Below are 24467 nucleotides of genomic sequence, written 5' to 3'. Positions count from 1 at the left end.
CATTAGGAACCTATTTTTTATTTACTTATTTTAATCTTCTTCTTATTTTAAGCCTGTATACCTATCATTGTTAAAATTTCCATTATAATTGGAATTACTACAACAAATAGTATGGTACTAATCATAACTAGACCTGTAGCAAATGGTAAATCAGCTTTTGATTCATTAGCTACAATCGGCAATACTGCAATAACAGGTCCTGCTGATTGTACAACAAAGGTAATGATTGCAATTGGTTCTAGAACAATGCCTGCTCCATATTGTAAAGCCGTAATCAAACAGAACATGATAATCGGGGAAATGACAAATCGTCCTACAATCCCACCGATGGAGTCTTTATTTAAACGCATGCTTTTTAAGCCCGCATCATGAAGTACAATACCTATATAAATCAAGGATAATGGGGTTACCATATCACCTAAGTAATTCAAGGTAGTATGCAAAATTGGAAGTAAAGGAATTTCAAAAAACAAGAAGATTAAGGCCACAAAAAAACCTATCAATGGTGGTGGTAATAACTTCTTCCAATCAAATTTAGGTTTCTTGCTTTTACCTTCAGTAGATTCTGAACTATTATTTATACTATCAATCTTATAGGAGCCATTATTAAAATCTACTTCAGAATTTGGCAGTGGATCTAATTCTATAAGGAATACTCCCACCATCCATACGGAAATAGTGTTACCGATGTAATATAACAGGAAATACGGCAGCGCATCTTGACCAAATAGTGCAATTTGCACTGGTAACCCAATAAACAAGCAGTTATCATTTACTACCATATTGATAAAAATACCACGTCGTCCTTTAGGAACTTTCAACATTTTCATCATAATAAACGCTACGATATATGCGATAACATATGTTAGGACAACCACCAACATGCCATATCGTAAATTCCATATATCAGAAGTATGTAGGTGATGTAATACAGATACAAATACTCCCGCTGGTAATGCAACCGACATGATAAATCGCGATAAATTACCGCTAAAGCTAGGATTAAACATGCCCCGCCCTTTTAATATATATCCTAACAAAATAAGTAGCACAATAGGTATGATACTTTGTAAAGATGTTAGAAAAACCATAGTAAACCTCCCGCACAGTTCATTCGTAGTTTATCATATCATGTTTCGCACTAAACAGATACAACTATATCTTGAAAGAAAATATAGTAAAATGTATCAACTTTAACATATTTTCTCTATTATAAGTCTTATAATTATATCTATTAGTAGTGTTTTTATCCATAAAATCTGATACACTAACATAAGGTTGTACAGATTTTTACACATATGAGGTGATATTATGACGAAACCATTTATTGGCATATCTGGCAATATCTCACGAGATAATGGTGGTCCTTACGTAGATTTATTGCGTTCTTACGTAAACCAAGACTATCCTCGTTCTATTGAGGAAACTGGTGGCATTCCTGTTATAATTCCATTTACCGAAAATCTTGATGTAGCTCGCGAAACGGTAGCAAAGCTTGACGGCTTGTTATTATCCGGCGGTCATGATGTATACCCGCTTCACTATGGAGAAGAACCTCTGCAAGGTCTTGGTGATGTATTTCCGGAGCGCGATCAATTCGACTTTGCTTTAATCAAAGCAGCAGAAGAAAAACAAATTCCCATCTTTTGTATCTGTCGTGGCTTACAAATCTTAAATGTATATCGTGGCGGCTCTTTATTCCAAGACTTAAAATATGATCAAAACTGTACAATAAAACACTCTCAGAATCAAACACCATCTCTTGGTACCCATACTGTAGAAATTGATTCCAAATCAAAACTGGCTGGTGCTATAGGTTGCAATACTTGGATTACGAACTCCCATCATCACCAAACAGTTAAAAATGTCGGTAAAGGATTACAGGTTGTAGCAAGAGCTAAGGATGGTACCGTAGAAGGTTTAGAGGATCCATCCTATCCTTGGTTAGTCGCCTGTCAGTTCCACCCGGAAATGATGTCTACAAATGACGAAAATGCAAAGCGTTTATTTACTGCATTCGTAAAAGCAACTCAAGAAAATGTAACTAAATAGTAGGAAGATTGTATCATGAAAGAAACAGGAAAATTTGGCTTTTGGAGTATTGTACTCCTTGGCATCAATGGTATTGTAGGGACAGGTATTTTTCTATTACCTAATAAAGCATATTCCATAATTGGTTCAGCTAGTTTAGGTGTACTCTTATTTGACGCCGTTATCGCAGGTTGTATCGCCCTTTGCTTTGCAGAGGCAGCTAGCCTATTCACACGTAATGGCGGTCCTTATCTATATGCAAAACATGCATTAGGTGACTTCTGGGCATTTGAAGTGGGCGTTCTAAAATGGATCGTAACCGTTATTGCATGGGCGGCTATGGCCGTTGGTTTTGCTACCGCATTAGGTGCTGCAATACCAGCTTTAAGTGGTGATTTTGCAAAGGATGTCATTTCATTTATCTTAATTGTAGGCCTTACCATTGTGAATATATTTGGTGTTAACGTATCAAAATTCGTTAATAACTTAATTACTATCTCTAAATTGGTTCCTCTTGGCCTATTTATTGCAGTTGGTATCTTCTTTATTAATGGCGCTAACTTTACGCCTGTATTTCCACAGGATACCTATGTGGACGGTTCTTTTGCACAAGCTGCGGTTCTTCTATTCTTTGCCTATACAGGGTTTGAAGTTATTGCCATTGCTGCAGAAGATATGAAAAATCCTAAAAAGAATTTACCACGTGCTATTATCATGTGTATGCTTCTTGTATCGGTTCTATATATGGCAATCCTTGCCGTATCCATTGGTGTACTTGGTACAGATTTAGCAAATACTAAGGCTCCAGTACAAGATGCATTCAATGTGATCGTTGGTCCTATTGGCATGTATATCGTATTAATAGGCACCTTAATCTCTATGGGCGGTATCAACTTTGCTGAAGCTTACTATGCGCCTCGTGTGGCAACATCCATGGCGGAAGATGGTATGCTACCAAGTGCTTTAGCAAAACGCAATCGTTACAATGCACCATATGTAGCAGCCATCGTTACTGCCATTGCCAGTGTATTACTTGCCTGGTCTGGTTCCTTTACAACACTAGCAGCCATCAGTGCGGTATCTCGTTTTACACAATACCTACCAACTTGTTTGGCTGTTATTATCTTCCGTCGTAAATGGGCAGACAAAGCACGTTCCTACACAATCCCTGGTGGCTACTTAATCCCAGTCATCGCTATCGGCACATCCCTATGGATGCTTGCCCAGGCTCAAACTAACCAATTATTATGGGGTCTAGGCGGCTGTATCGTAATCTTGCCATTCTACTACTCCTATTGGAAAAAGAAAAAAGCTGGTCTCATTAAAGACCATGATGAAATGTAAATAATACAAAAAACTACCAGTTATTCATAATATCTAGTGGCTTATCCTTCCATAGCAGAAGATCTGTTTAAAAGATATATGTTTAACTGGTAGTTTTTATTTTATCTATTAATCCTAATTAGATTAGATATATCAAATGAGTAGTATCGACTAATATAGATCCTCTTCAATAATAGTTTCCTTCGTTAAGTCCTCTTCGATATAACCAACCTCATCAGTCGCTTCATCTTCATCGCGTGTATCGATATAAATACTGATAAGTACTAGTGTACCTTCTTCATTGAGGGTAGCAATGGCACTCATAGGGCCGTAGGTTAAGATTAATCCATCTTCTTCATCGCGAATAATATGAGGCACTGCATCAAAGTGTTGGTTCATTAATTGATCAAAGTAATCCTCTACATCAAGACCGCTTTCAAGGGTAATAGATTCAGCATCACCCTTTTGGAATACAACACGCGTATCTTCATCGATATATTGATAGAAATCATCAATATCGACATTTGCCGTTTCTAACCACATACTTAAGGCCGTAAGCCAGTCTTTCACAGTTGTTGGAGGCGTTGTAAAAGAATACTCTCTTTCATCATCACCAAAGCGAAGATCGTCATACTCAATACTGTAATTCTCCTGACTAGAAACGATACGGTCTACAAGGCCCTTATCATTTACGTCTACAAAAATCATGTACACGTAATTATCGTTACTTTCATAAGAAACGGTTAAACCGTGACGGCCCTCATGGAATAGCGCATCCTCCTCGTACACATCGGTAATATGCATCACCTTGCACGTAACAGGCACATTATCAGCCTTGATGGACTCAGTCATAGAGGACAAAAACTCAACAGTTTCATTGCGGTTTCGTCCAATGATACCACGGCCCGTAGACATATACTCACAATCTTCACTCAAGATATATTCAATACCGTGAATATCTGCAGATTCAAGGATGGATTTTATCAATAAAAGAGCTTGTATTTCAGTCATACTACTTCTCCAAATCTTTTTTAACTATATCATCAATATTAGCAAGATCAACATTGCCCTTGAATTTCTCAGGAATAGTAACTAACTTAACATCAGTTATCATATTACAAAGTTGTTCTTTAGTATAAGACATATTTCTATTATAACTCAATATACTAGTTAAAGCTGTTGTTCCATCCTGAATATAAAATATCATTATACCATCTTTATTAGCCTTCTCTTGTTCCACTAGAATACCTGGTACACCATCATTCCATACAATGCGTTTAGAGAAATGGACAAAGTCTTCAGGCGATTGGACTGCATTCATAATCACCTCATCCATAAAGCTAGCTAGCGCAATAGAATCAGTTCCACGCTCCTTAGCTATGGAATCTATAAAGATAGTTTGTGTTATACCAGAAGGACTTTTATAAAATAAACCACTTTTAAAATCTGCTAAAGTAGCACTAACTTTTGCATCATTAAGAATACGATAAATAAAATTTTCACCGTCTATTTTTGTTGTATGAGAATATGCATCACTATCTGTTAGTGGTTTTATAGATGGTAGCACGTAATTAACAAGTAAGGGACTGATTACCTGTCCCATATTCTGTTTGGCCTCAGTCAAACCTACATGATATCGAATAGTCGAATCATTATCAAAAGCAAAGTTTAAATTAGAGTAAAATTGAGCTTTATTATTTTTCTTAATTTTACCATATAAAGAATCCCAGTAACTATCCGTTAATCCTGCATACGAAAAACTTGCACCATGAATATCTTCAGGTTTATAAGAAAGTGATCCAAACTCTTTTATGTTTGTAGGTCGTTTATAATCTTTACGTAAATCTTCTTCCGTAATCGAATCAAATGGCTTTCCCATGTAGTCAGAGCTTTGCCAATTCTGTTTATTTTCAACAATTAAGCCTATCGTCATATCATGTGAGAAAAGTTCATACGCTGTATATTTATCAGTTATATTATTTTTCTGCACTTTATAATAACTTATATAGGGTACAAGAAAACGAATTCCTTTTCCACTATGATCAATAACCTCTGTTTGCCCCTCATACAGATTAAGGGGACCTACATAACTTTCTCGAATGACTGTTTCAGCCTCTTTTTCAGATAGGCCATTATCTCTATATAGCTGCTTAGTTTTATCATACTGTTTACTCTTTTGAAAGTCTCTCAAGGCTTCCTCTTGTATATTTCTAATTAAGGAATCATGATGTATATAACTTTCATAAGCATTTGCAGAAATTCTATTATCCGCACCGGGAATATTAACATCAACAGCCCCTACTAAACCAGTAATTAAGCTGATATATACTGAAAATACTATTGTTTTACGAATCATTTATCTCTCCAATTTTAAAATTCCCAACTATAGTACGTTAATTGTAACATAGTCCAATTTTTTATGAAAATTTTCTTCGTCTGTCATATAATAGAATAGTTAATAATTACATTTGGAGGCTCCTATGAAATATACAACCATCGTTTTTGATTGCGACGGCACATTGCTCAATACAGCTACAGATTTAGCCAACGCCGTAAATCATGTACTACGTACACATAACTTCCCTGAAAAATCGCTAGCAGAGGTAAAAGCAGCACTCGGTAATGCAGTAACCTATTTGATGCGTCAATGTTTACCAAGTACAGTAGCTGATCATGAATTAGAGCCATACATTGAGGAGTTCAAAGCTTACTATGGTGAGCATTTAAAAGACACAACAGCTCCCTACCCAGGCATCCTAGATATGCTTGATAAATTGCGTGAGCAAGGTTATAAATTAGCCATCGTATCCAACAAAATCCAAGAAGGTGTAACACCGCTCAATAAAGAGTACTTTGGCGATCGTTTACCTGTTGCCATCGGTGAAAGACCAGGATTACAACGTAAACCTGCTCCAGACATGGTGTTACAAGCCTTGAAGGAATTAAACTCTCCCCCAGAAGAGTCTATCTATGTAGGTGACTCTGAAGTTGACGTAGCTACTGCAGAAAACTCCGGTCTACTTTGCATTGGTGTTACATGGGGCTTTAGAGAAGAATCTCTCCATCAAGAACTAGGCGTAACACATATTGCACGCAAAGCAGAAGATATTGTAAGCATTGTTGGAAACTTAAATAAATAATAATTTCCTTTAGGTAAAAGCATATTATAATAGTTTGAAAACTATATAAACTCTTGCACAATAAAAGAGGTTCCTAATGGTCACAAGTTGACTCATAGGAACCTCTTTTTAATTTACTTTTACTATACCCGTTCAGCTAAATATTACAGACTGACTAAATACATTAGGATAAACAAATATGGGCGTCTGATCAAATACACCTTATTTATAACTAAACCGCGCATCCATAATCATCTGGCGCAACTGCTCAATGCGAACACCATTTGGTAGCTTGTCTCTATAAAACTGCAACTTATAATAGTAACGAGTATCTTCATAATCAGTAACTAATACCATATCCGTCCTATTATGTAATGGCCAGCCATACATAAATTCGGCTAGTAAACTACGCACACCATCATTATCGACCTCTGTTACATCATACTTAATAGGCAATACCATCTTTGCAGTAGGTTCAGGAACCGTTCTATCTTTAACAATTTTTTCAATCTCATTATCTAAGGTCGCACTTGTATTATCAATAGTTCTAGCCTTCACATGCATGAAGACACCATCAGAGGTTCTAAAGGCTCTGCCATCTATATCTTTAGTTTCCCCTTTAGTCTCTACAGCATCCTTCAATACACGGAACTGATACGGTCCATAAAACTTGGTTGCTGTAATAGCATCTAATTCTTCATCATATTGGCCATTATGTACATTCGTAACATGTATGATAGGTCTTATATCCACTGCTTGTGAAAGCATTGGTGCTACAAAACATAAACCTAAAGTCAATAGCATAATATAACGTTTCATATGAGTTTCCCTCTCCCTAAAAACTATTATCTTATTTGTATTGTAACATAATTTATCTATCCTATAATAATAATTACAAAGCGAAAAAGGTTCCTATTGGTCACCTAGGTGACTATTAGGAACCTCTAATCTATTTACTTTTATTATCCACAACACTATATTGAACTTGAGGCCTCTAAATGGGTCCAGCCTTTGCTAATCTTCTAGAGATTGGCGGTGATCAATATGAGTACATTCAAAGTGTTATCATTAATGATTTCCTTTGGCATACTTGTGGCGACCATTATCATGGCAGCTAAATGAATTGACATCTAGCAAAAGTTAGCTTTTCACAGAATTAGGCTATGAAAAAAGGCCCGACTGTGAAGTCAGACCGTTTCTTCAACATTAAATTCTAGAAGCGAAGTCTGGCGACCAAACCATTTATGCCTCACTTTGATTTAAATTATATCATATCTAAACAAGGAAAGAAATCCAAAGATTTCTTTCCTTGTTTTCAATTATAAATCATCATAGTGCATACGATAGTGACTTATATCACCGACAAGATGTCCTTTCAATTGCTATATTTGTAATATATTCCTACTGGGCTGACGGATACGTAGAATTAACTACATGCACAGTAGCACACATCGTGTGATAGCCGACCGTCTGGGCAAGCTTTTGTTCAGATGGTCTTTTTTATTGCCTTCCCGTAACAAATGCTTCTTTATCTATATCTGAATATTCACCTATATGAAAGGAGTTTTCTTATGAGAAATCGTTGGTTTATTGCATTAGCAGCCATTGGTCTGCACATATCCATTGGTAGCGTATATGCATGGAGCGTACTCACACGTCCTATTATGGCAGATATGGGTTTTACTTTATCGCAAACAACATGGACATTCTCATTAGCCATTTTAATGCTCGGACTATCTGCGGGCTTTCTTGGATCCTTTGCAGAAAAAATTGGTCCTAAGAAAAGTGGACTTCTCGCTATGTTATTCTGGGTAACCGGATTATTGGGTACGGCCTATGCACTTAGCATACACAATCTTACCCTACTCTATCTCTTCTACGGCATCATCGGTGGCATTGGACTAGGCATTGGTTATATAACACCAGTTTCTACGCTCGTGAAATACTTTCCAAATCGCCCAGGATTTGCTACTGGTTTAGCTATTATGGGTTTTGGGTTTGCTTCTCTCATTGCAGGGCCTCTTATGCAATACCTTGTAGCTCAGGTTGGATTGGTAGATACTTTCATTATCCTCGGTGTAATCTATCTCGTAATTATGAGCGCCTCTTCGCTCTATTTGAAAGCACCTCAACCAAAACACCCAACTCGAACTACGAAAGATAAATCCGCCATGTACGTTCATACCCATGGCATGCTAGCCAATGATGCCATGAAAACTTGGCAATTCGGGGCCCTTTGGTGGGTATTCTTTATTAATATTACCTGTGGTATAGGCCTACTATCCTTAGCGTCCCCTATGGCGCAAGAAGCCATTGGTATGACACCTGCAGCAGCTGCATCACTGGTTGGTATTATCGGTATTTTCAATGGTGGGGGGCGTATTGCATGGTCTACTATCTCCGATTACCTTGGGCGAGCACAAACTTACATACTATTCTTTATTATAGAAATCATCGCATTTTATCTACTCGCTCAAACCAATAGCACCCTAACATTCCAAATTTTAATTCTTCTCATTATCACATGCTATGGTGGCGGATTCTCCTGTATGCCAGCATATCTAGCTGACATTTATGGTATACGTCAACTATCGACTATTCATGGCCGTATTCTAACTGCTTGGGGATTAGCGGGCATCGCAGGCCCTATGCTCGTATCATACTTTCACGAAGCAGGATATGGCTATACTACTGCTTTAGAATGTTTTGCCGCTCTATTTGTGTTAAATACAATTATTGCTATAGTCCTGAAATTATACGGAAAACGAGAGTTACACAACTAATAACTCCATTTAAACATGAAGAAACGGCCTGACATGATGTCAGACCGTTTTTTCAATTATAAATACTAGAAGCGAAGTCTGGCGACCAAACCATTTATGCCTCACTTGGGTATAAATTATATCATATCTGGACAAGGAAAGGAGACTAAGGATTTCTTTCCTTGTTTTGTTTTATGGACCTTTATTGTATATATAAATTCTTTATAGAAGCATCTATAGTAACCTATACCTTATAATCTAGCAATCTACTATAGTCGTTACAATTTATTAACTTAGAAATCCTTTAGTGTATAAATAGGCAAATATCTTTGTGCGAATGCAAGGTTTTTATTGAGTTCTGCCCATTTCACTGCATCACCAATAACATAGATATACTCCCTTGCTCTTGTAAAGGCTACATTTACATTATTGGCGTTAACCCATTTAATAGCTCCATTAGCAGAGTCATCGCTTTGACAGCCTAACATATAAATAACGACTTTAGCTTCTTTACCTTGGAAGGTATGAACCGTACCGATATTATCATCTAACCAGTCTTTCTTATTATCCTCTTTAGTCCAATTCACAATATCATTACTAAGGGATTCCATATACTTTTTAAACCCATATGCAACACTAGTAAATGGTGTAATGATAAAAATATCTTTAAACTCCACATTTCTTGCTCGTAGCTTTTGAATCAATTCAAAAGCAATTTGACCTTGTAATTGTATATATCGATCTTTACCCATAGTAGATTCAATATTACTTGTATCATATGTTATCCAACAGCTCTCTTTGCATGGCTCAATAGACTCTTTAGGCTCCATGGTCTTATTAATCATAAAGCCACCATAAGATAACTCATTAGCTACTGTAAACATAGGATTCTTACAGCGTCTATGAATAACGAGCGGGCAACCGACCCAAGATTCGGAACCATCAAGATTTTTGATAATGCCTGCAAATGGATTTTGTGCATCAGCTAAGCTTTGTACAGATAGCTCTTTACTCCGATATTTACCAATACCTTCGCCACCAATTTTTTCTACAAACAAATCCTGTACAGTTTGTACAGGTTCAATCTGTTTAGGATCACCAACTACTACGGCCTTCTGCGCACGGAACAATGCCCCTACAAGCATATGAGGTGACGCCTGCCCTGCCTCATCAATAATAATGGTACCTAACGAGCTTTCAGATTTACAATTAATCAAAAATCTCTCCACAGCAGCAAAGGTGGAGGAAATAACTGGTACTGCAATCATCAAGGAATTAAGTAATGCAGGGAATATGGCATCAAGGTCAAAATTTTTCTGTAAATTTTTCCTATCATTTAATGAGCCCCAATACTGACTAAGTAATTGCATATTTTTTCTGAAAGCATCACTCATAACAACAGCCTTTTGCAATTGTAAAGCATCATATAACAAATGCTCTCTACATTCATTTAAGTAGTTGCACATATATAAGAACGCTGTATGGGCCTCTGCTCGGTCCTCATCAGGTGACATTAAATTTGATGCTATATCATCAAAACAATGTAACGTGTCTTTATTATCAGTTTTTAATATACCTAAAATATCTTGCTGTGTTTCTTCTATTTTTTGAAGAGTATTATCAAGCCCTTTAATATCAGCTAATAAACCATCTTTCGTATTGATTATAGATTCACGCTCATTAACCAACTGGTGTAATGCATCTAATTCACCTTTAACATTTTGAAGCTTTATAGTCTCGTCTTCAATAACTGATAACAATGCAGCATTACTCATGGCTTCTAAAATAGACCAGTTGGTAGCACTCCAAATCTTATCAATAATAGAACGTTTGCTGTTCAACTCTATTAATTTAGACTCAATACTATTTTTACGCTCTATCAACTTCAACAAGTTATCATCTAAATCATCATACTTACTTAATTGTTCATTGATTACAAGAACTTCCTCTTTTAATTTATCGATTTTACCCTTTAATTCTTGAATCAAATGAATATTCTCTTCATAGGCTGTTACATAAGTAAATAATGCTTTTACAAGATTATGTTGAGCCTGAAACTGTTTCTTGGCACTTTCAAAAGCATCTTGAGCACTAGGCATACGCATAATAGAGGACATATCTAAGGATAATACATCTAATACTGGCATAAATGTGTTTATATTAGACTTCTTACCAAGTCTCGCAGAAATTAGGCCCCATTGTTCATTACTCTCCGCTAAACGATCCGCTAAAAAGGTAAAATATACCTCTCTCGATTTAACGTATTCATAATTCTTATCCTTAGCAAAACAAGATAAATCAACCTGTTGGTCTGCGGACCTTGGATTAAACAATGTAGACCCATTCGTTCCCTCTTTTATAGAGGAAATATTAGGTAATTCTAATGTAATATTTTCGACAGCCTTGTTATTTGATGAAAGCACCAGCATGCCATATACGGCAATATCACTAGGTATATCATAGTAAAAAGATGTCCCATCCCGACCCATAACTTTCTTAAAGATATCGTTTACATTATTACCTTCACAAAACTTAGCAGCACGTTCAACAATATTGCTAGCAATTATATCTTTTAATAATGTTGTTTTTCCTGTACCTGGAGGTCCATTAACAGAAAAGATACCCTTAGGACTCGCCTTAGCAATATTAACAGCAATTTGCTGCATAAATGACAAATTAAACTCAGACGGCCATCTACCATATGGTAACACCTTCGGATTATACCATTTACGCATCTGTTCAGTATCTTTCAACAAATCATAATGCTCAATATCTTGATTAAGACTATTGATATAAGACAATACCTTATCATCATCCTTTAATGTATCAATATGTTGTAACACCAACTGTAAATCATCAAGGAAGAAACTAGACTTTAAATCATTAATAGGCATTGTATCAGCTTTAACAAGCTGAATCTCCTCTTCCTTAAAACCGCAATAACCATAGATATCACCGGCACGAAACATTGTAACGCCCATAGTATCCAAGATATGCTCTTGTATATACGCATTGATCACACGTGCAGCCTTATCAAGGGATACCTTTTCCTCAGGAAGATTAAAACCATCCTCGATTTCTTTAACAACCTCATCCCAGCCATCTAGCTTAATATCTTTAAACTCCACATCAGGCTGAGACATCATTTGATGAATCACCCAAATAAAAGGAGCAATTTGTAGACTCCCCTCTTTATAGTATCCCTCCGCATCAACGATAAATGATGCACTATACACATTTCCTAAATATGGTTTTTCAGGATATTCAATTTCTAATTTATCAATGAAAGCCTCTAATATTTCAGTCCCTTTAACTACACATAACAGAACAGCATGTTCATCGTCTAAAACATATTCCTTTTCATCCTTAAAATATTTAATCTCATCAATAATAGAGTAATTATAAGGATCATTTGGTAAGGGTACTACATACGTAGAAACACGTGAATTAGTTCTTTTCCAATAAGATTTTATTACAGACTGTTGATAAATAGTAGTTGTATCATTCTCAGTAGTAAATACAAGCTCATTAACATACTTCTTAGAAATTGCTTTATACTTAGGAACCTCTTTCGGTTGCAAACATTCAAGTGAATACCAATACTTTATAATTTGCTTTGCAGTATCTTTCATCTATACCTACCCTCTCTTTAGACTAATGAAAACATTATACAGGTAGAATGAAGGAATTTAATGAAAATTTTTAGCCAAGATAACCTTATATTATCGAATATCAATTTATTGTATTAAGGTTTCTATTTATAAGGTACTCATCGAAGGCCTTTAAATAGTTTAAGATTCAATTATTAAATATCATTAATAGGTAGAGCCTTTAACTATATCTTAATATAATTAGTCAAATATGATTATGTCTCTTGAAAAACTAACTTAACCATTTGACGAATTAATCTATTATTCAAATATAAATAACATGAAACCATTTTTTGCTTAACAACATCATTATTATTTGATAAATGCAAAATATCATTATACACAGGGCTTAATATGTAATAAATTTCGGGGACTTCGAGATTATAAGAATCTGCAAATTCAATTTTCCCTTTCGTTGTATGCTCTTCAATTAACTTATCTCTTAGATTGGGCGAGACTTCATTATAAATCATCTTTTCAATTTTAATTCTTATTGCTAAAGCCACTTTTATAGGATCAAAAGTATTCGAATCAGAAACTAAATATTTATCAGTTACCTCCTGAAATAACTCCTTATATAACTCAAAGTTGTTAGTAATATCTCCCAACGATATTTCATAATCAGACAAATTACACTCTTTATTACAGTAATGTAAACAGAATTTCTCAATTACCTTCTTTTTGTCAGAGTCTTGTAGTGATGAGCGTAATTTAATCACTTTAATAAGCTCACTATTAAAATCAAAAGCTCGAGAATGACTTATATAATAATGTATCTTTTGTTTTTTGAAGACATATGTTTTAAAAACCTCAGGGTCAAGATGAGTTAAAATCAGTGGAAATAATAGCTTATTATTCTTTTTACAGCTTTTTATAAAGTTACTAAGGTAGTATTGAACTGCCAAAAGATTCCCACCATCTAAATAATCAAAGATTTCATCAATTACTAATAAGCCAATATTTTTCTTAAAGTTAATTTCAAATTTTATCAAATTTCCAATAAAACATAAAATATCACGTTCACCATTCGACATCATTTTGGGACTAAAAAAATCTATAATTAATGAATTATTTTTAACCTTAGATACAATCGTTCTTCCTGTCGTATTGAAAATATTAATGTGTTCATCGATACGTTTTTTGTCATATTTATACTTTGAATATTTAAACGATTTATCTATAATTTTGCCATCAATTAATAATTGCTCTCCACAAAAATTAATAACTTGAATTAATGTTGTAATTATTACATCAATATCATCTGTTTTTATAAACGCTTTTATAATATTTATAACTTGAATAACATTAACGTTATTCATTATAAAGGTTTTGGCCCGATTAAAAGAATCATTATTTATGTTAGAGGTTCTAATACCATCTAAATATACATTAAAAGCATTTTTTATCTTCTTTTGATCAAAACATTTTTTTATTATATTTTTATTATTATAAATACTCTCCAAAAAATTATAATCCAAAAATATATTACTTAAATTTATTAAATAATTTCTTTTTAAACGATATAATTTACATATAATTTGATACTTATAATTAAGTACACACTTTTCAGGAATATTTTCATATAATTTAATTCCATCTATTGCTAAATCTGCAGTACTAAATACACTTCCCGAAGCATAGTGATTTACTTTTCTAGCATTTAAAGAGCTATTAATTACAAAAATGTCCATATGCTTACTTATTTCAGATTTGCTTTTATCTGAAATATATATACCATTGTATATTCCATCTAATTTTATAGTTACTCTAGGTTCAAAATCTGATTTATATAAATCTTGACTATCCAATTTTATTGTTCCATGTGCAACTCCCTGTAATGCAGTCGCAAGACTACTTTTTCCACTACCATTTGGCGCTACAATAATATTAAAACTATTAGCATCACAGTTTTGAAATTTTAATTTAAAAGATTCATTTCCAGATCCGAAACTTTTTATATTTTCAAAATTAATATAATTTATTTTATTCATAAAACAACCTTTCATTTAATAAAACTTGGGAACAGCGTAAGTTAGATGAATTAACGATATTTATAGGTGATGGATTACATGGCACACCTAAATATGATGAAAATGGGAGCTATTATTTTATTAATGGCAATAATTTAGTTGATAATAAAGTTTCTGTTACTGAAGAAACAAAAAAGGTAGCATTTGAAGCTTTAGGTAATGATGATAGACGATTAGATAGTACAGCTATTTTAATGTCAATTAATGGCACGATAGGAACACTTGCTAGATATAATAATGAAAATATCATGTTAGGAAAAAGTGTAGCTTATATTACCCCTAAAAATATAAATAGAGATTTTTTGTTTTATCAACTACAAGGTAATGTAATACAAAGTTATTTTTATAAGAATTTGACGGGTACAACTATAAAAAATTTAGGTTTAGGTACCATTAAAAATACTATAGTTATGTCTACATTATCTGAAGAAGAATCTACAATAGGTCGATTCTTTTATAAGTTGGATCAGTATATTACCCTTCATCAGTAAAAGCCATTTCTATATAATAATTCTCATGCTAATCCAGCCATAGACCGCATCACTAGATCAATATCTCTATTTTCCATTTCTTGAATAATATGTATATATGTTTTTTGTGTTGTCGTCATACTCGCATGCCCAAGTCTTCTTGCGACACTTGCAATCGACACTCCTGCAAAGAGTAATAGTGAAGCATGTGTATGTCGTAATCCATGAATTGATATGACTGGTATTCCCAACTTTTTACAATACCGTTCTAATACACCATTTATTGTCGAATTGAATACACGACCTTTAACAAATATAGGCTTATCTTCAGGTAAGCCTTTAATTAGTTCTGAGAACTTTATGATTGTTTGCCAATCAAGCTGTATTTTTCTCACTGATGAGCGATTCTTCGTTGGCAGGAATCCACCATTTCCTTTATAATCCCACGTTTTATCCACAATCAATGATTGATGTGAAAAATCAAAATCCTTTGGTGTTAATGCTAAAGCTTCTGAAAATCGCATCCCAGTTTTTGCTATTATCAATATCAACCAATCCCAGTTAATCTCGGATGTCAACTTCAAGTTAACTAACAAGGTATGTAATTCAAACTGATTTAGATATTTGATTTTCTTTATTCTCGGTGACCGACCTTTTATAATAGCCTTCCGCGTCGGATCCCTATCAATAAATCCTTCATCTACTGCATCCAATATAGCTGCTTTAATTTGATGATGAAAGTCCATTGTTGTTTGTCGTTCATGAAACTCTGCATAATCATTTAATAATTGTTGATACGATATTCTGTTTAATTGTGAAAGCTTAAGTTCAGGAACTAATTTTTTTAACCATAATAGAGTTATCTCATATTTTCGCATTGTTACATTACGAATAGCCCCTTCTTTATAAATTCGTATCCACTTTTCGTAATAAATATAAAATAGTTCGGATTTTTCCTCTATTGTCAACATAATTCCACCCCACCATTTACGCTGTTCCCACATAGAAATGGCTCTTGCTGATGAAGGGTAATCATTTTAGCAATATGGTAAAATAAACTACCAATTTTTTCTTGTTCATCTAGATTTTTTGGATATTCAATCATTGTATCTTTCAAGGCAGATTTAGATATCGAACTAACTTTTATGCCCTGAACTAATGGTCTAAGCTGCATCCTATAAGAATTTGAATTAAAAAAATTACCTAAATAACCTTTACCAAATGGAATTAGTGGTCTACAAGGGATTGTATGTAAACCACCAAGAATAAATGGCGCATTTACATTCTGCAACTCAATCGCTTTACCAACAGTATCATCTTCAGCTGTATCCGAAAAGATGATATCCCCATCTCGGAGTAATGATTTACTAAATTTAGATAAATCAAACTCAGAATTAATATAAGGTATATCTTTACTAGATCCGTCTAGTATCTCATCAAATTTAACAAGGATATCACCATAATGAATATTCTTTACATTGGGTTTTTTATAATTTAATGAGTCTCTAGACAAAGTATTATTTTGTAGGTATTCAAATGTTTCCCCCAACTTACGCTGTTCCCAAGAAAATAAAAAGCCGTATTAAACACCATATAATGTCTAATACGACCAAATCTAAACGTTTCTGACCATATACGGACAAAACTTCGGATATTCTTTTATTAACAAATATACTATAAGATTTTATGTTGCTACTTCAATTCATCTCTTAACGGTATAACTTCATCAAACAAACATACTTCCCATGCTTCTATCATGTGTTGAGGATATGAAAATGGATCAGAATCGGGGTGTTGTTGTACATATACAGGATAGTTAGCACTGCCTACTATTCTATTTTTATTGTATATATCTTCACCTAGTGTAGATTGATTTACAGAAACCATAAGTTCATCCGGATCAACACACCATATTGATGCAAAGGATTCAACAATAGAGTCATAAGCTTTAGTAAAATATTCTCTTTTTATTTTCAATAGATTACTATCTTTATCTATCACCTGTGTATCAATATCATCAAGAATATGTTTATAAATAGTACGGACTGATTCACTCTTATTCAACTTTGTTAAAGCATCTTCAATTTTTGCACGAGTGTCTTGACTGTTCGCCTCATATTCACTTAATAAAGCATCTATATAGCTCTTATCAACAGTATATGTCTGTACTGTACTAGAATCAAAGAAATCAATTAATTCAATACCAGGTTCATTCTTATCATCAGGTTTTAAGGATGCTTTTATCGTATTATATAAGCCAATATTGTCTTCTATAATTGCAATCTTTTTAGAAAAGGTACCATGTTTGTCATTATCAAGTTCTATGTTAAAGTCATCATATGAGGCAATAGCACGATAAGCTTTATTTAAATCCTGGAAGCACTTCACAAAGTTAATTCGATCTGAAACGGGAGCATATTCAGTAATAGGATTATTTGGATTTATAGCCTCTAATTTTACTAAAGCTGTATATGCAGCATTAAACTTCTTTTTAGATTCTTCATATGTTGGGTAGATCAAACTACTATTATTATTCGTTTGAGAATACAACCGCGTTGCTGCATATACATGTTCCTTCATCGTCGCAGGTTTTCTAAAGGTTGTAATCAAACCTTTATCTTTTCCTTTATATGTTCGATTAGTTCTAGAAAATGCTTGTATGAGTCCAGCATATTGTAAGTTCCGATCTACAAACAAGGTTTGACATCTAGGAGCATCAAATCCTGTTAATAATCGATCTACAACAATAACTAAATCTAAATGTTTACCAAATTCTTTAAACTCACCCTTTTTACGCGCTAACCTATTGTTAATGTCACCATTATAACGATTAATACTTTCAATAGACCAAGAGGTCCCAAACATCTGATTATACTCATCAATAATCTCAGCCATTTCAGTTTCTTTTAATGCTGAATCCTTTGTATTTTCCTCTAAAGAGTATGTAATTGCCACACGTGGAAAATCTGGATCATTCATAACCGCACCCTGGCGCAAAGGATTATTAGGAAACTGTGTTTCTAACCAGTTCTTATCGGCTGTAAATTTCTTAATTGCCTTATAATAACGCTTCGCCATATCAATGGAACTAGTTGTCAAAATAGCAGACATTGTTGGCTTACCATCTTTGAATACAAATTTACTATATGCATTGTTAGGGCTTAAAATTTTGCGAATTACAGATTGAATATGGTCATCTGACTCATAATGTGTACTCTGTAAATATTGCTCTTTATCAATATCCTTCATAGATTCAATAGTAGACACTAGCTCCTCATCGGTATAATTGATATTTTTTTCTTCCGAACGCATTGCTCGATACACTACATTCGCCAGTTCATCCTGATGTATAGTAGATTCATGTTCTACCTGAAATCCCAATACAGATCCATCTTCAAGCGCATTTTTTATAGTATATCGATGTAAAACTTCTCCATATTGATCATGTGTAGTGCGGGCATATTGACCATCAGAACTCTTTTTATTCTCCTCAAAAATAGGTGTACCTGTAAATCCAAACCATGTCGATTTTGGAAATACTTTTTTAATATCATCCATATTTTGAGCACTAATAGCTCTATGACATTCATCAACAATAAATACAATATGTTTTCCTCGAAGGTTAGCAAGTCTTCCTGGTTCTTTTTCTTGCAAGTATTCAACAGCCTTATTTAGTTTTTGGCGTGTAGTCACAATTACTACATTAGAACTTGAATCCTGTTTAAGAGCATTTGAAAGCTCCTCGGTATTCCCCGTGCCGACTATAAGTGTATTTTTGTTAGTATTTACACCTGTTGAGTAAGCAGAGGCAAATTTAGTAAACTCTGATGTCGTTTGATTATCTAAATCTTTTCTATCTAACAGCATAATAGTTCTATCTATCCCACTCTTTTGGGCAAGTAGTTTTGTAGATACAAAACTAGTTATAGTCTTACCTGAACCAGTTGCATGCCAAATATAACCAGATTGATGTTTACTTGCAGCCTCAAAAATTGCTTCTATAGCATGAATTTGGTATGGGTGTAAGACCATTAATATCTTACTGCTTACTTCTTCACTAAGAATCATATATTCAGATACTAATTCATGAGCTCTTGGAATATTTAATACCTGCTTTACAAACTCATTAATATTCTCAACCCTTGTGTTATCTCGAGTTCGCCAACCAAACATAAATTTTTCTTGTAACTCACCTTTTGGAGCAGCAGCCATATATCGAGTCGTTTGTTCATTAGACATAACATATAGCTGTAGCGTTTGGAATATAGTATTTGAAAATGTCCCTTCATCAATATATTTTTCTATTTGATAATAAGCTTGCTTAACCCCATCCTTTGCTATGGCTGTTTTTAATTCTATTTGAATAATCGGCAGACCACCTATCAATAAAGTAATATCAAATCGACGACTTCGTTCTTCTAAGTTAGATTTATTTTTTGCAATTTGATGTACTATTTCATAAGAAGAAAAACCACCATTTTTTTCAATACTAGAATAAATAATTAACTCTATACGCCCTAAACCATTATCTCTTTCCAGAACAACTGAACACTTTCCCTTTTCACCACGCAGCCATTTTGCGGCTTCAAAAGGCGTTTTAGTATTTGCCAATATTTCTGATCGAATTCGCTCAAACTCACTATCAGTTAACATATTATCATTAAGTTCACTTTTATTTCGAATCTCAATAATATTACGTAAATTGTTCCATAAATCTTCTTCTGTTTTTAAATCCGACCGAAAAGTCCATTGTCCATGTTGTGCACAAAGTAAATCAATTAGATTTTGTTCGAGCTGAGCTTCTTTTGTATTATTTAATTTCCCCATATAGTTATCCCTGTAATTCTATACAAACATTTTTTGAAGCAAGCCTTTTTTTACTTCTTGTAACCTTTCTAACTTACGCTGATGAAGGGTAATAATACTATCTATTTTTGATAATACAGCGGAAATCAGGTTTTGTTCTTGGCCCGAGCTAGGTATCGATATACTTTGTTCAATTAATTCAGTTTTTGTAATCCCTTTTATTGATGTTCCTTGAAGTACTTTGGCATTTTCTTGCATTAATCGATATAGTTGATATGCAAGAAATTTAATATCACTTCCATCAAAATCACTCAAAGACAAAAAATCTTGACTAGTAGTAAAATCTTGATTTATTACTGCAACTTTACCAACACCCACTCTCGTAACTAAAGCAATTGAATCACGAGAGATCAATTTAGCTGCTGAATTCTTTAACGCATTATTGTTAATAAATTTATTTATATTAACATGCACAATATCACCTTCAACTAAATCTGATGACTGTATCCAAGGTATATTACCACTCCAATATTCAGGATTAGCTGTTTTAGGAGTTCCTCCACCAGTTTTTATTTTGGCAATATCATCTAGCTTACGCTGTTCCCAAGCATCAGTAAACCCTTTAAATCTAACCCCTGGAATTTGACTTCCATTTCTTGGAAATAATTTTTGTAACAATGATTTTTTAGCTAAATTGAGTTTTTTAAGCTTACACTGATGAAGGGTAATATACAAATCTAAACTATAAAGTAGATTAGAAATTTTATTTTGCTCATTAATAGTAGGTAAATCTATGGTACCCTTACACAACTTATCATAGTAGAAATATAATCTAACGCCACCCTCTTGGTACTTCTCAATCAAACGATTAAATTGATTTGATTTAAACCAGTGCCATAAGAATTTATCATTGACTATATCTGTAGTCTTAAAAACCTCATACAATGAACTAACAATAACATTATTAGGCTTATCATAATAACCAATTGATCCAACATTAATTCTGGCCGGATTATAAGCAAAAGAGTTTTGACTTACAATATAATACATGCTTTTATCAGCAGTTTTCATTGTTCCACCATTCTCAAATTGTTCATCCTGAGGAATAAAACCAAACTCATTAGAAATTGAATAGCTCTCATAGGGTTTGTTTTCTTTATTTTTTATACCTGATAAATATGTAATATCTGAAAACTTACGCTGTTCCCAATCTTCAGTAAATCCCCTAAATCGTATTCTTGGTTTATTTGCCATAATTAAATACCTCAAGTACACCATTTAACCAATCTTTATCTTCATCAGTACAGTCTAACTGAAGAAGCATATCATAAATTTCTTTTTCTAATTTTGCTTCTTCTTCTTTAATAGCATTCAGCTCTTTGCCAAGTACAACCATGTCAATAGGAGCTTCTTCTTCGAATGTATCAACATAGCGTGGAATATTTAGGTTAAAATCATTTTCTTTAATTTCTTCAAATGGTGCTAAATAAGAGTACTTTTCAATGCTTTCACGACTTTTATATGTATCAACAATACGTTTTATATGCTCTGGTTCCAATTTATTCTGATTTTTGAATTTTGTGAAATCATTACTTGCATCAATGAATAACACATCTCGTCCTGGTCGATTCTTTTTAAGAATAATTACAGTAGTCGGTATGGATGTTCCAAAAAATAGATTTGCAGGCATCCCAATCACCGCATAAATACTTCCATCTTCTAATAGTTTTTTTCGAATTGTACCTTCTGCTGCCCCTCTAAATAAAACACCATGTGGCAAAACAATTGCCATGGTACCAGATGTTTTTAAATGATAAAAGCCATGTAAGAGAAAAGCAAAGTCAGCTTTAGATTTAGGTGCTAACTTTCCATAACGATTAAAACGTGCATCATCCATAAATGTAGAATCTGCAGACCACTTTGCAGAGTATGGAGGATTCATAACTACAGAATCAAACATATACGGCTCATCTGTCGGCCAGTCTTTATTTAGTGTATCCCCATTATGTAGACGTTGATCTTCAGCATTTACTTCATGAAGAATAAGATTCATGCGTGCAAGATTATATGTAGTTACGTTAAGTTCTTGTCCATGGTATTGTACACGATCCGGATTATTTAAATACTTACGTACATTTAGCATCAATGAACCAGAACCCATTGTAGGGTCGTATACAGTAAACGATGGTGTATCCTCTTGTCCAATTGTTACAATTTGAGCCATCATATTAGATACTTGTTGGGGGGTGTAAAACTCACCTGCTTTTTTACCTGAGCCAGCAGCAAATTCACCAATCAGATATTCATATGCATCACCAATCACATCACCATCATGACCTAACACATCAACTTCATCTAGTTTTTTAATAACTTCACTAATGGTAATATTTCGTTGATTTGCATCTACACCAAGTTGTTTTGAATCTAAATCAATATCATCAAATAGACCTTCGAATTGTTTGTATGCCGTTTCCAATCGTACAAAAGCATTTCTCAAATGAACCAATTCAAAAGAGTTATCCTTAACAGAATTAGCAAGCTCACTAAAAAGATATTGTGGTTCTATATGATACCCTAACGTATCTGACATAGTCGCAATAAAAAACGCTTTGCTTTTATCATTTAAAATATAAGATTTATACAGTTCTGTTTGCTTTGCTACTGTATTATATTCATCAAGGGATTTATAAGCTTTTACAACTGTAGACTCTAATAATTTATCAGATAAATATTTATAAAAAATTAGCCCTAAAAGATAATCTTTATATTGATCAGCACTCATCTTACCGCGTAAACTATCAGCAGCACTAAATAATTTTTGATTTAATTCGGCACCCATAATATCTCCTAATTTTTCATGATTTATTCATAGTAATTAATTTTATTCTACTACAAAAAATGCCACATATAAACACTTTACTAGAGTAATAGTGTTTATATGTGGTAAAGCTTACATATATATTTTCATAAATTAAATTTAGAATCAAGTCAAGATTATATATGAGATTGACTATTTCCCTTATTTTCCAAATGATTTTTCATATATACCTTTAGGCATAGCTCCCATCCCAGCTTGGCTTTTAGCATATTTATCTTTGTCATTTGCATTGTCCACATATTGAACTATATCGCGTAAGTCTTTTGATGGTGTTTTATAATCTAAATCGGCCATTATAAAGTGAGTATATAAGTATTTATCATCATATAGTGATTGAATGTACATTCTAGATATAGATCGTTCTACTTCCATATAGATAGCAGGAGTGGCATCATTCCAAACCGTTGCATATTGAATTGGCTTGAAATCAGAATATGGCTTATACATAATGAAGAATCGTATCAATTTATAATTAATTTGATGACGATTAGCCAACTCTTCCGGTTTTAATTCTCTCACCATAATACCTTCACGATATTTTTTACCATCATAGATATAAATTGCATCATTATCAGGGCCATGATAGGCCAAATCACTTGATTTTAAAGTTTGAAAAGTAAATCCATTAATAGTTATGGGTTTAGTTTTTGAAAGTATTTGTTTTGCTGGTTCAATTGAAGGTAGTACATAATTAACTAATGGTGACATTAGCTCTTTATACACATACTCCTGATCATGTGTCTTTAATAGTTCTAGTTCCTTTTTCTTAATCAAATCATAACTAATATGATAAGACATCAAAGGATCGGACTTTACACCAAAGTTAATGGCCCCTTCTAAAGCTCCACTTTTAGTCTGCCCAATCTCCCATGTAGCATTTCTAACAGTAGGATACGAGAACGAATTTTCCTTAGCTTGGCTTTCACCACTCTTACGAATAGTATAATGTATATTTCCTTCAATTAAGCGGAAATTTCCTTTTTGAACATCTGTAGTTAATGGGTCCCCTTTTATAGTTTTACCAAATTGGCTACTCTCTGGTACAGTAAATTTAATATTTGCCCCATTATCCTTAAGAATAAAAACAGAAGAAGACTGTTTTGTGGAATGATACAATTCCTTAGTAAAGTATAACAACTCATCTAGTGTCCATTTTTTAGACCCATTATTGTTATATTCATCTCGTATCTGATTAGCTATAATATTTTCAGTCTTTTGGACTTCATTACCAGTCTTACGATAATTCTGATATGCATCCTTCGATATTGTAGGATCCGCACCTGGTATATTAATATCAATTGCTTGGCTACCTAATGTCACAAAACTAAAACATAGTGTAGCCATTAACGCACGTTTCATCATAAACTCTCATCCTTTCACATAATGTCTCCCCAATAT

17 protein-coding genes, 1 pseudogene and 1 riboswitch are annotated in these 24467 nt (G+C 33.7%); of the genes and pseudogenes, 6 read left to right on the top strand and 12 right to left on the bottom strand.

Annotation, left to right across the window (positions count from 1 at the left end):
• Window positions 1-47: 47 nt before the first annotated feature.
• Entirely contained in the window at window positions 48-1091 is a 1044-nt protein-coding gene (locus E6X37_RS01045) for an AEC family transporter (protein WP_316689384.1), read from the bottom strand.
• 220 nt (window positions 1092-1311) lie between these two features.
• Between E6X37_RS01045 and E6X37_RS01040 the strand changes: the two genes are divergently transcribed.
• Window positions 1312-2052: a gamma-glutamyl-gamma-aminobutyrate hydrolase family protein gene (locus E6X37_RS01040; RefSeq protein ID WP_316689383.1), complete on the top strand. Its 741-nt coding sequence runs from the start codon at window positions 1312-1314 to the stop codon at window positions 2050-2052.
• Between the two features lie 15 nt (window positions 2053-2067).
• Window positions 2068-3375: an APC family permease gene (locus E6X37_RS01035; RefSeq protein ID WP_316073572.1), complete on the top strand. Its 1308-nt coding sequence runs from the start codon at window positions 2068-2070 to the stop codon at window positions 3373-3375.
• 150 nt (window positions 3376-3525) lie between these two features.
• On the opposite strand, the gene E6X37_RS01030 is transcribed toward E6X37_RS01035, so the two are convergent.
• Window positions 3526-4365, bottom strand: a complete 840-nt coding sequence (locus E6X37_RS01030; RefSeq protein WP_316689382.1) for a hypothetical protein — start codon at window positions 4363-4365, stop codon at window positions 3526-3528.
• Between the two features lies 1 nt (window position 4366).
• On the bottom strand, window positions 4367-5710 hold the full coding sequence (locus E6X37_RS01025) for a hypothetical protein (protein WP_316689381.1): 1344 nt from the start codon (window positions 5708-5710) through the stop codon (window positions 4367-4369).
• 124 nt (window positions 5711-5834) lie between these two features.
• Here E6X37_RS01025 and E6X37_RS01020 point away from each other — a divergent pair, with 124 nt between their 5' ends.
• Entirely contained in the window at window positions 5835-6494 is a 660-nt protein-coding gene (locus E6X37_RS01020) for an HAD family hydrolase (RefSeq protein WP_316689380.1), read from the top strand.
• Between the two features lie 201 nt (window positions 6495-6695).
• Here E6X37_RS01020 and E6X37_RS01015 read toward each other — a convergent pair whose 3' ends face one another.
• On the bottom strand, window positions 6696-7292 hold the full coding sequence (locus tag E6X37_RS01015; protein WP_227065242.1) for a hypothetical protein: 597 nt from the start codon (window positions 7290-7292) through the stop codon (window positions 6696-6698).
• Between the two features lie 225 nt (window positions 7293-7517).
• Here E6X37_RS01015 and E6X37_RS10350 point away from each other — a divergent pair, with 225 nt between their 5' ends.
• A complete protein-coding gene (locus tag E6X37_RS10350; RefSeq protein ID WP_223209338.1) occupies window positions 7518-7595 on the top strand; it encodes a putative holin-like toxin in 78 nt (25 codons plus the stop codon).
• 273 nt (window positions 7596-7868) lie between these two features.
• A riboswitch (ZMP/ZTP riboswitch) is annotated at window positions 7869-7956 on the top strand.
• Window positions 7957-8044: 88 nt separating this feature from the next.
• Window positions 8045-9256: an L-lactate MFS transporter gene (locus E6X37_RS01010; RefSeq protein ID WP_316689379.1), complete on the top strand. Its 1212-nt coding sequence runs from the start codon at window positions 8045-8047 to the stop codon at window positions 9254-9256.
• A gap of 272 nt (window positions 9257-9528) precedes the next feature.
• On the opposite strand, the gene E6X37_RS01005 is transcribed toward E6X37_RS01010, so the two are convergent.
• Both E6X37_RS01005 and E6X37_RS01000 read right to left on the bottom strand, forming a co-directional pair.
• On the bottom strand, window positions 9529-12867 hold the full coding sequence (locus E6X37_RS01005; RefSeq protein ID WP_316689378.1) for an AAA domain-containing protein: 3339 nt from the start codon (window positions 12865-12867) through the stop codon (window positions 9529-9531).
• 233 nt (window positions 12868-13100) lie between these two features.
• The gene (locus E6X37_RS01000) at window positions 13101-14876 is read right to left on the bottom strand and encodes a hypothetical protein (RefSeq protein ID WP_316689377.1); all 1776 of its coding nucleotides are present in this window, start codon (window positions 14874-14876) and stop codon (window positions 13101-13103) included.
• A 29-nt stretch (window positions 14877-14905) separates the two neighbouring features.
• On the opposite strand from E6X37_RS01000, the pseudogene E6X37_RS00995 reads away from it, so the two are divergent.
• Window positions 14906-15406 (top strand): annotated as a pseudogene (locus tag E6X37_RS00995) (restriction endonuclease subunit S); the annotation flags it as partial.
• 23 nt (window positions 15407-15429) lie between these two features.
• On the opposite strand, the gene E6X37_RS00990 reads toward E6X37_RS00995, so the two are convergent.
• The 6 genes from E6X37_RS00990 to E6X37_RS00965 all read right to left on the bottom strand — a co-directional run bounded on the left by E6X37_RS00990 (window position 15430) and on the right by E6X37_RS00965 (window position 24431).
• The gene (locus E6X37_RS00990; protein WP_298606197.1) at window positions 15430-16389 is read right to left on the bottom strand and encodes a site-specific integrase; all 960 of its coding nucleotides are present in this window, start codon (window positions 16387-16389) and stop codon (window positions 15430-15432) included.
• On the bottom strand, window positions 16350-16934 hold the full coding sequence (locus tag E6X37_RS00985) for a restriction endonuclease subunit S domain-containing protein (RefSeq protein ID WP_316689376.1): 585 nt from the start codon (window positions 16932-16934) through the stop codon (window positions 16350-16352). The genes E6X37_RS00990 and E6X37_RS00985 overlap by 40 nt, the downstream gene beginning before the upstream one ends.
• 143 nt (window positions 16935-17077) lie before the next feature.
• Window positions 17078-20212 (bottom strand): type I restriction endonuclease subunit R, encoded by a 3135-nt coding sequence (locus tag E6X37_RS00980; protein WP_288327573.1) that lies wholly within the window; start codon window positions 20210-20212, stop codon window positions 17078-17080.
• An 18-nt stretch (window positions 20213-20230) separates the two neighbouring features.
• On the bottom strand, window positions 20231-21445 hold the full coding sequence (locus E6X37_RS00975; RefSeq protein ID WP_316689375.1) for a restriction endonuclease subunit S: 1215 nt from the start codon (window positions 21443-21445) through the stop codon (window positions 20231-20233).
• Entirely contained in the window at window positions 21435-23030 is a 1596-nt protein-coding gene (locus tag E6X37_RS00970) for a type I restriction-modification system subunit M (protein WP_288327577.1), read from the bottom strand. The genes E6X37_RS00975 and E6X37_RS00970 overlap by 11 nt, the downstream gene beginning before the upstream one ends.
• A gap of 180 nt (window positions 23031-23210) precedes the next feature.
• Window positions 23211-24431 carry a hypothetical protein gene (locus E6X37_RS00965; RefSeq protein ID WP_316689373.1) on the bottom strand — a complete coding sequence of 407 codons (1221 nt, stop codon included), beginning with the start codon at window positions 24429-24431 and terminating at the stop codon, window positions 23211-23213.
• Window positions 24432-24467: the final 36 nt, after the last annotated feature.

The sequence above is a fragment of the Veillonella parvula genome (assembly GCF_032550495.1).
In the GTDB taxonomy this organism is placed as follows: Bacteria; Bacillota; Negativicutes; order Veillonellales; family Veillonellaceae; genus Veillonella; species Veillonella parvula_G.
The sequence above is the reverse complement of the archived record's forward strand: the minus strand, read 5'-3'. Positions and strand labels throughout refer to the sequence as shown.

Excerpts from the sequence above, each read along its gene's own strand:
- E6X37_RS00990 (WP_298606197.1), bottom strand. The coding sequence starts at position 16,389 with ATGTGGGAACAGCGTAAATGGTGGGGTGGAATTATGTTGACAATAGAG.
- E6X37_RS01000 (WP_316689377.1), bottom strand. The coding sequence starts at position 14,876 with ATGAATAAAATAAATTATATTAATTTTGAAAATATAAAAAGTTTCGGA.
- E6X37_RS00970 (WP_288327577.1), bottom strand. The coding sequence starts at position 23,030 with ATGGGTGCCGAATTAAATCAAAAATTATTTAGTGCTGCTGATAGTTTA.
- E6X37_RS01005 (WP_316689378.1), bottom strand. The coding sequence starts at position 12,867 with ATGAAAGATACTGCAAAGCAAATTATAAAGTATTGGTATTCACTTGAA.
- E6X37_RS01025 (WP_316689381.1), bottom strand. The coding sequence starts at position 5,710 with ATGATTCGTAAAACAATAGTATTTTCAGTATATATCAGCTTAATTACT.
- E6X37_RS01010 (WP_316689379.1), top strand. The coding sequence starts at position 8,045 with ATGAGAAATCGTTGGTTTATTGCATTAGCAGCCATTGGTCTGCACATA.
- E6X37_RS00980 (WP_288327573.1), bottom strand. The coding sequence starts at position 20,212 with ATGGGGAAATTAAATAATACAAAAGAAGCTCAGCTCGAACAAAATCTA.
- E6X37_RS00965 (WP_316689373.1), bottom strand. The coding sequence starts at position 24,431 with ATGATGAAACGTGCGTTAATGGCTACACTATGTTTTAGTTTTGTGACA.
- E6X37_RS10350 (WP_223209338.1), top strand. The coding sequence starts at position 7,518 with ATGAGTACATTCAAAGTGTTATCATTAATGATTTCCTTTGGCATACTT.
- E6X37_RS01035 (WP_316073572.1), top strand. The coding sequence starts at position 2,068 with ATGAAAGAAACAGGAAAATTTGGCTTTTGGAGTATTGTACTCCTTGGC.
- E6X37_RS00975 (WP_316689375.1), bottom strand. The coding sequence starts at position 21,445 with ATGGCAAATAAACCAAGAATACGATTTAGGGGATTTACTGAAGATTGG.
- E6X37_RS01020 (WP_316689380.1), top strand. The coding sequence starts at position 5,835 with ATGAAATATACAACCATCGTTTTTGATTGCGACGGCACATTGCTCAAT.
- E6X37_RS01015 (WP_227065242.1), bottom strand. The coding sequence starts at position 7,292 with ATGAAACGTTATATTATGCTATTGACTTTAGGTTTATGTTTTGTAGCA.
- E6X37_RS01045 (WP_316689384.1), bottom strand. The coding sequence starts at position 1,091 with ATGGTTTTTCTAACATCTTTACAAAGTATCATACCTATTGTGCTACTT.
- E6X37_RS01040 (WP_316689383.1), top strand. The coding sequence starts at position 1,312 with ATGACGAAACCATTTATTGGCATATCTGGCAATATCTCACGAGATAAT.
- E6X37_RS01030 (WP_316689382.1), bottom strand. The coding sequence starts at position 4,365 with ATGACTGAAATACAAGCTCTTTTATTGATAAAATCCATCCTTGAATCT.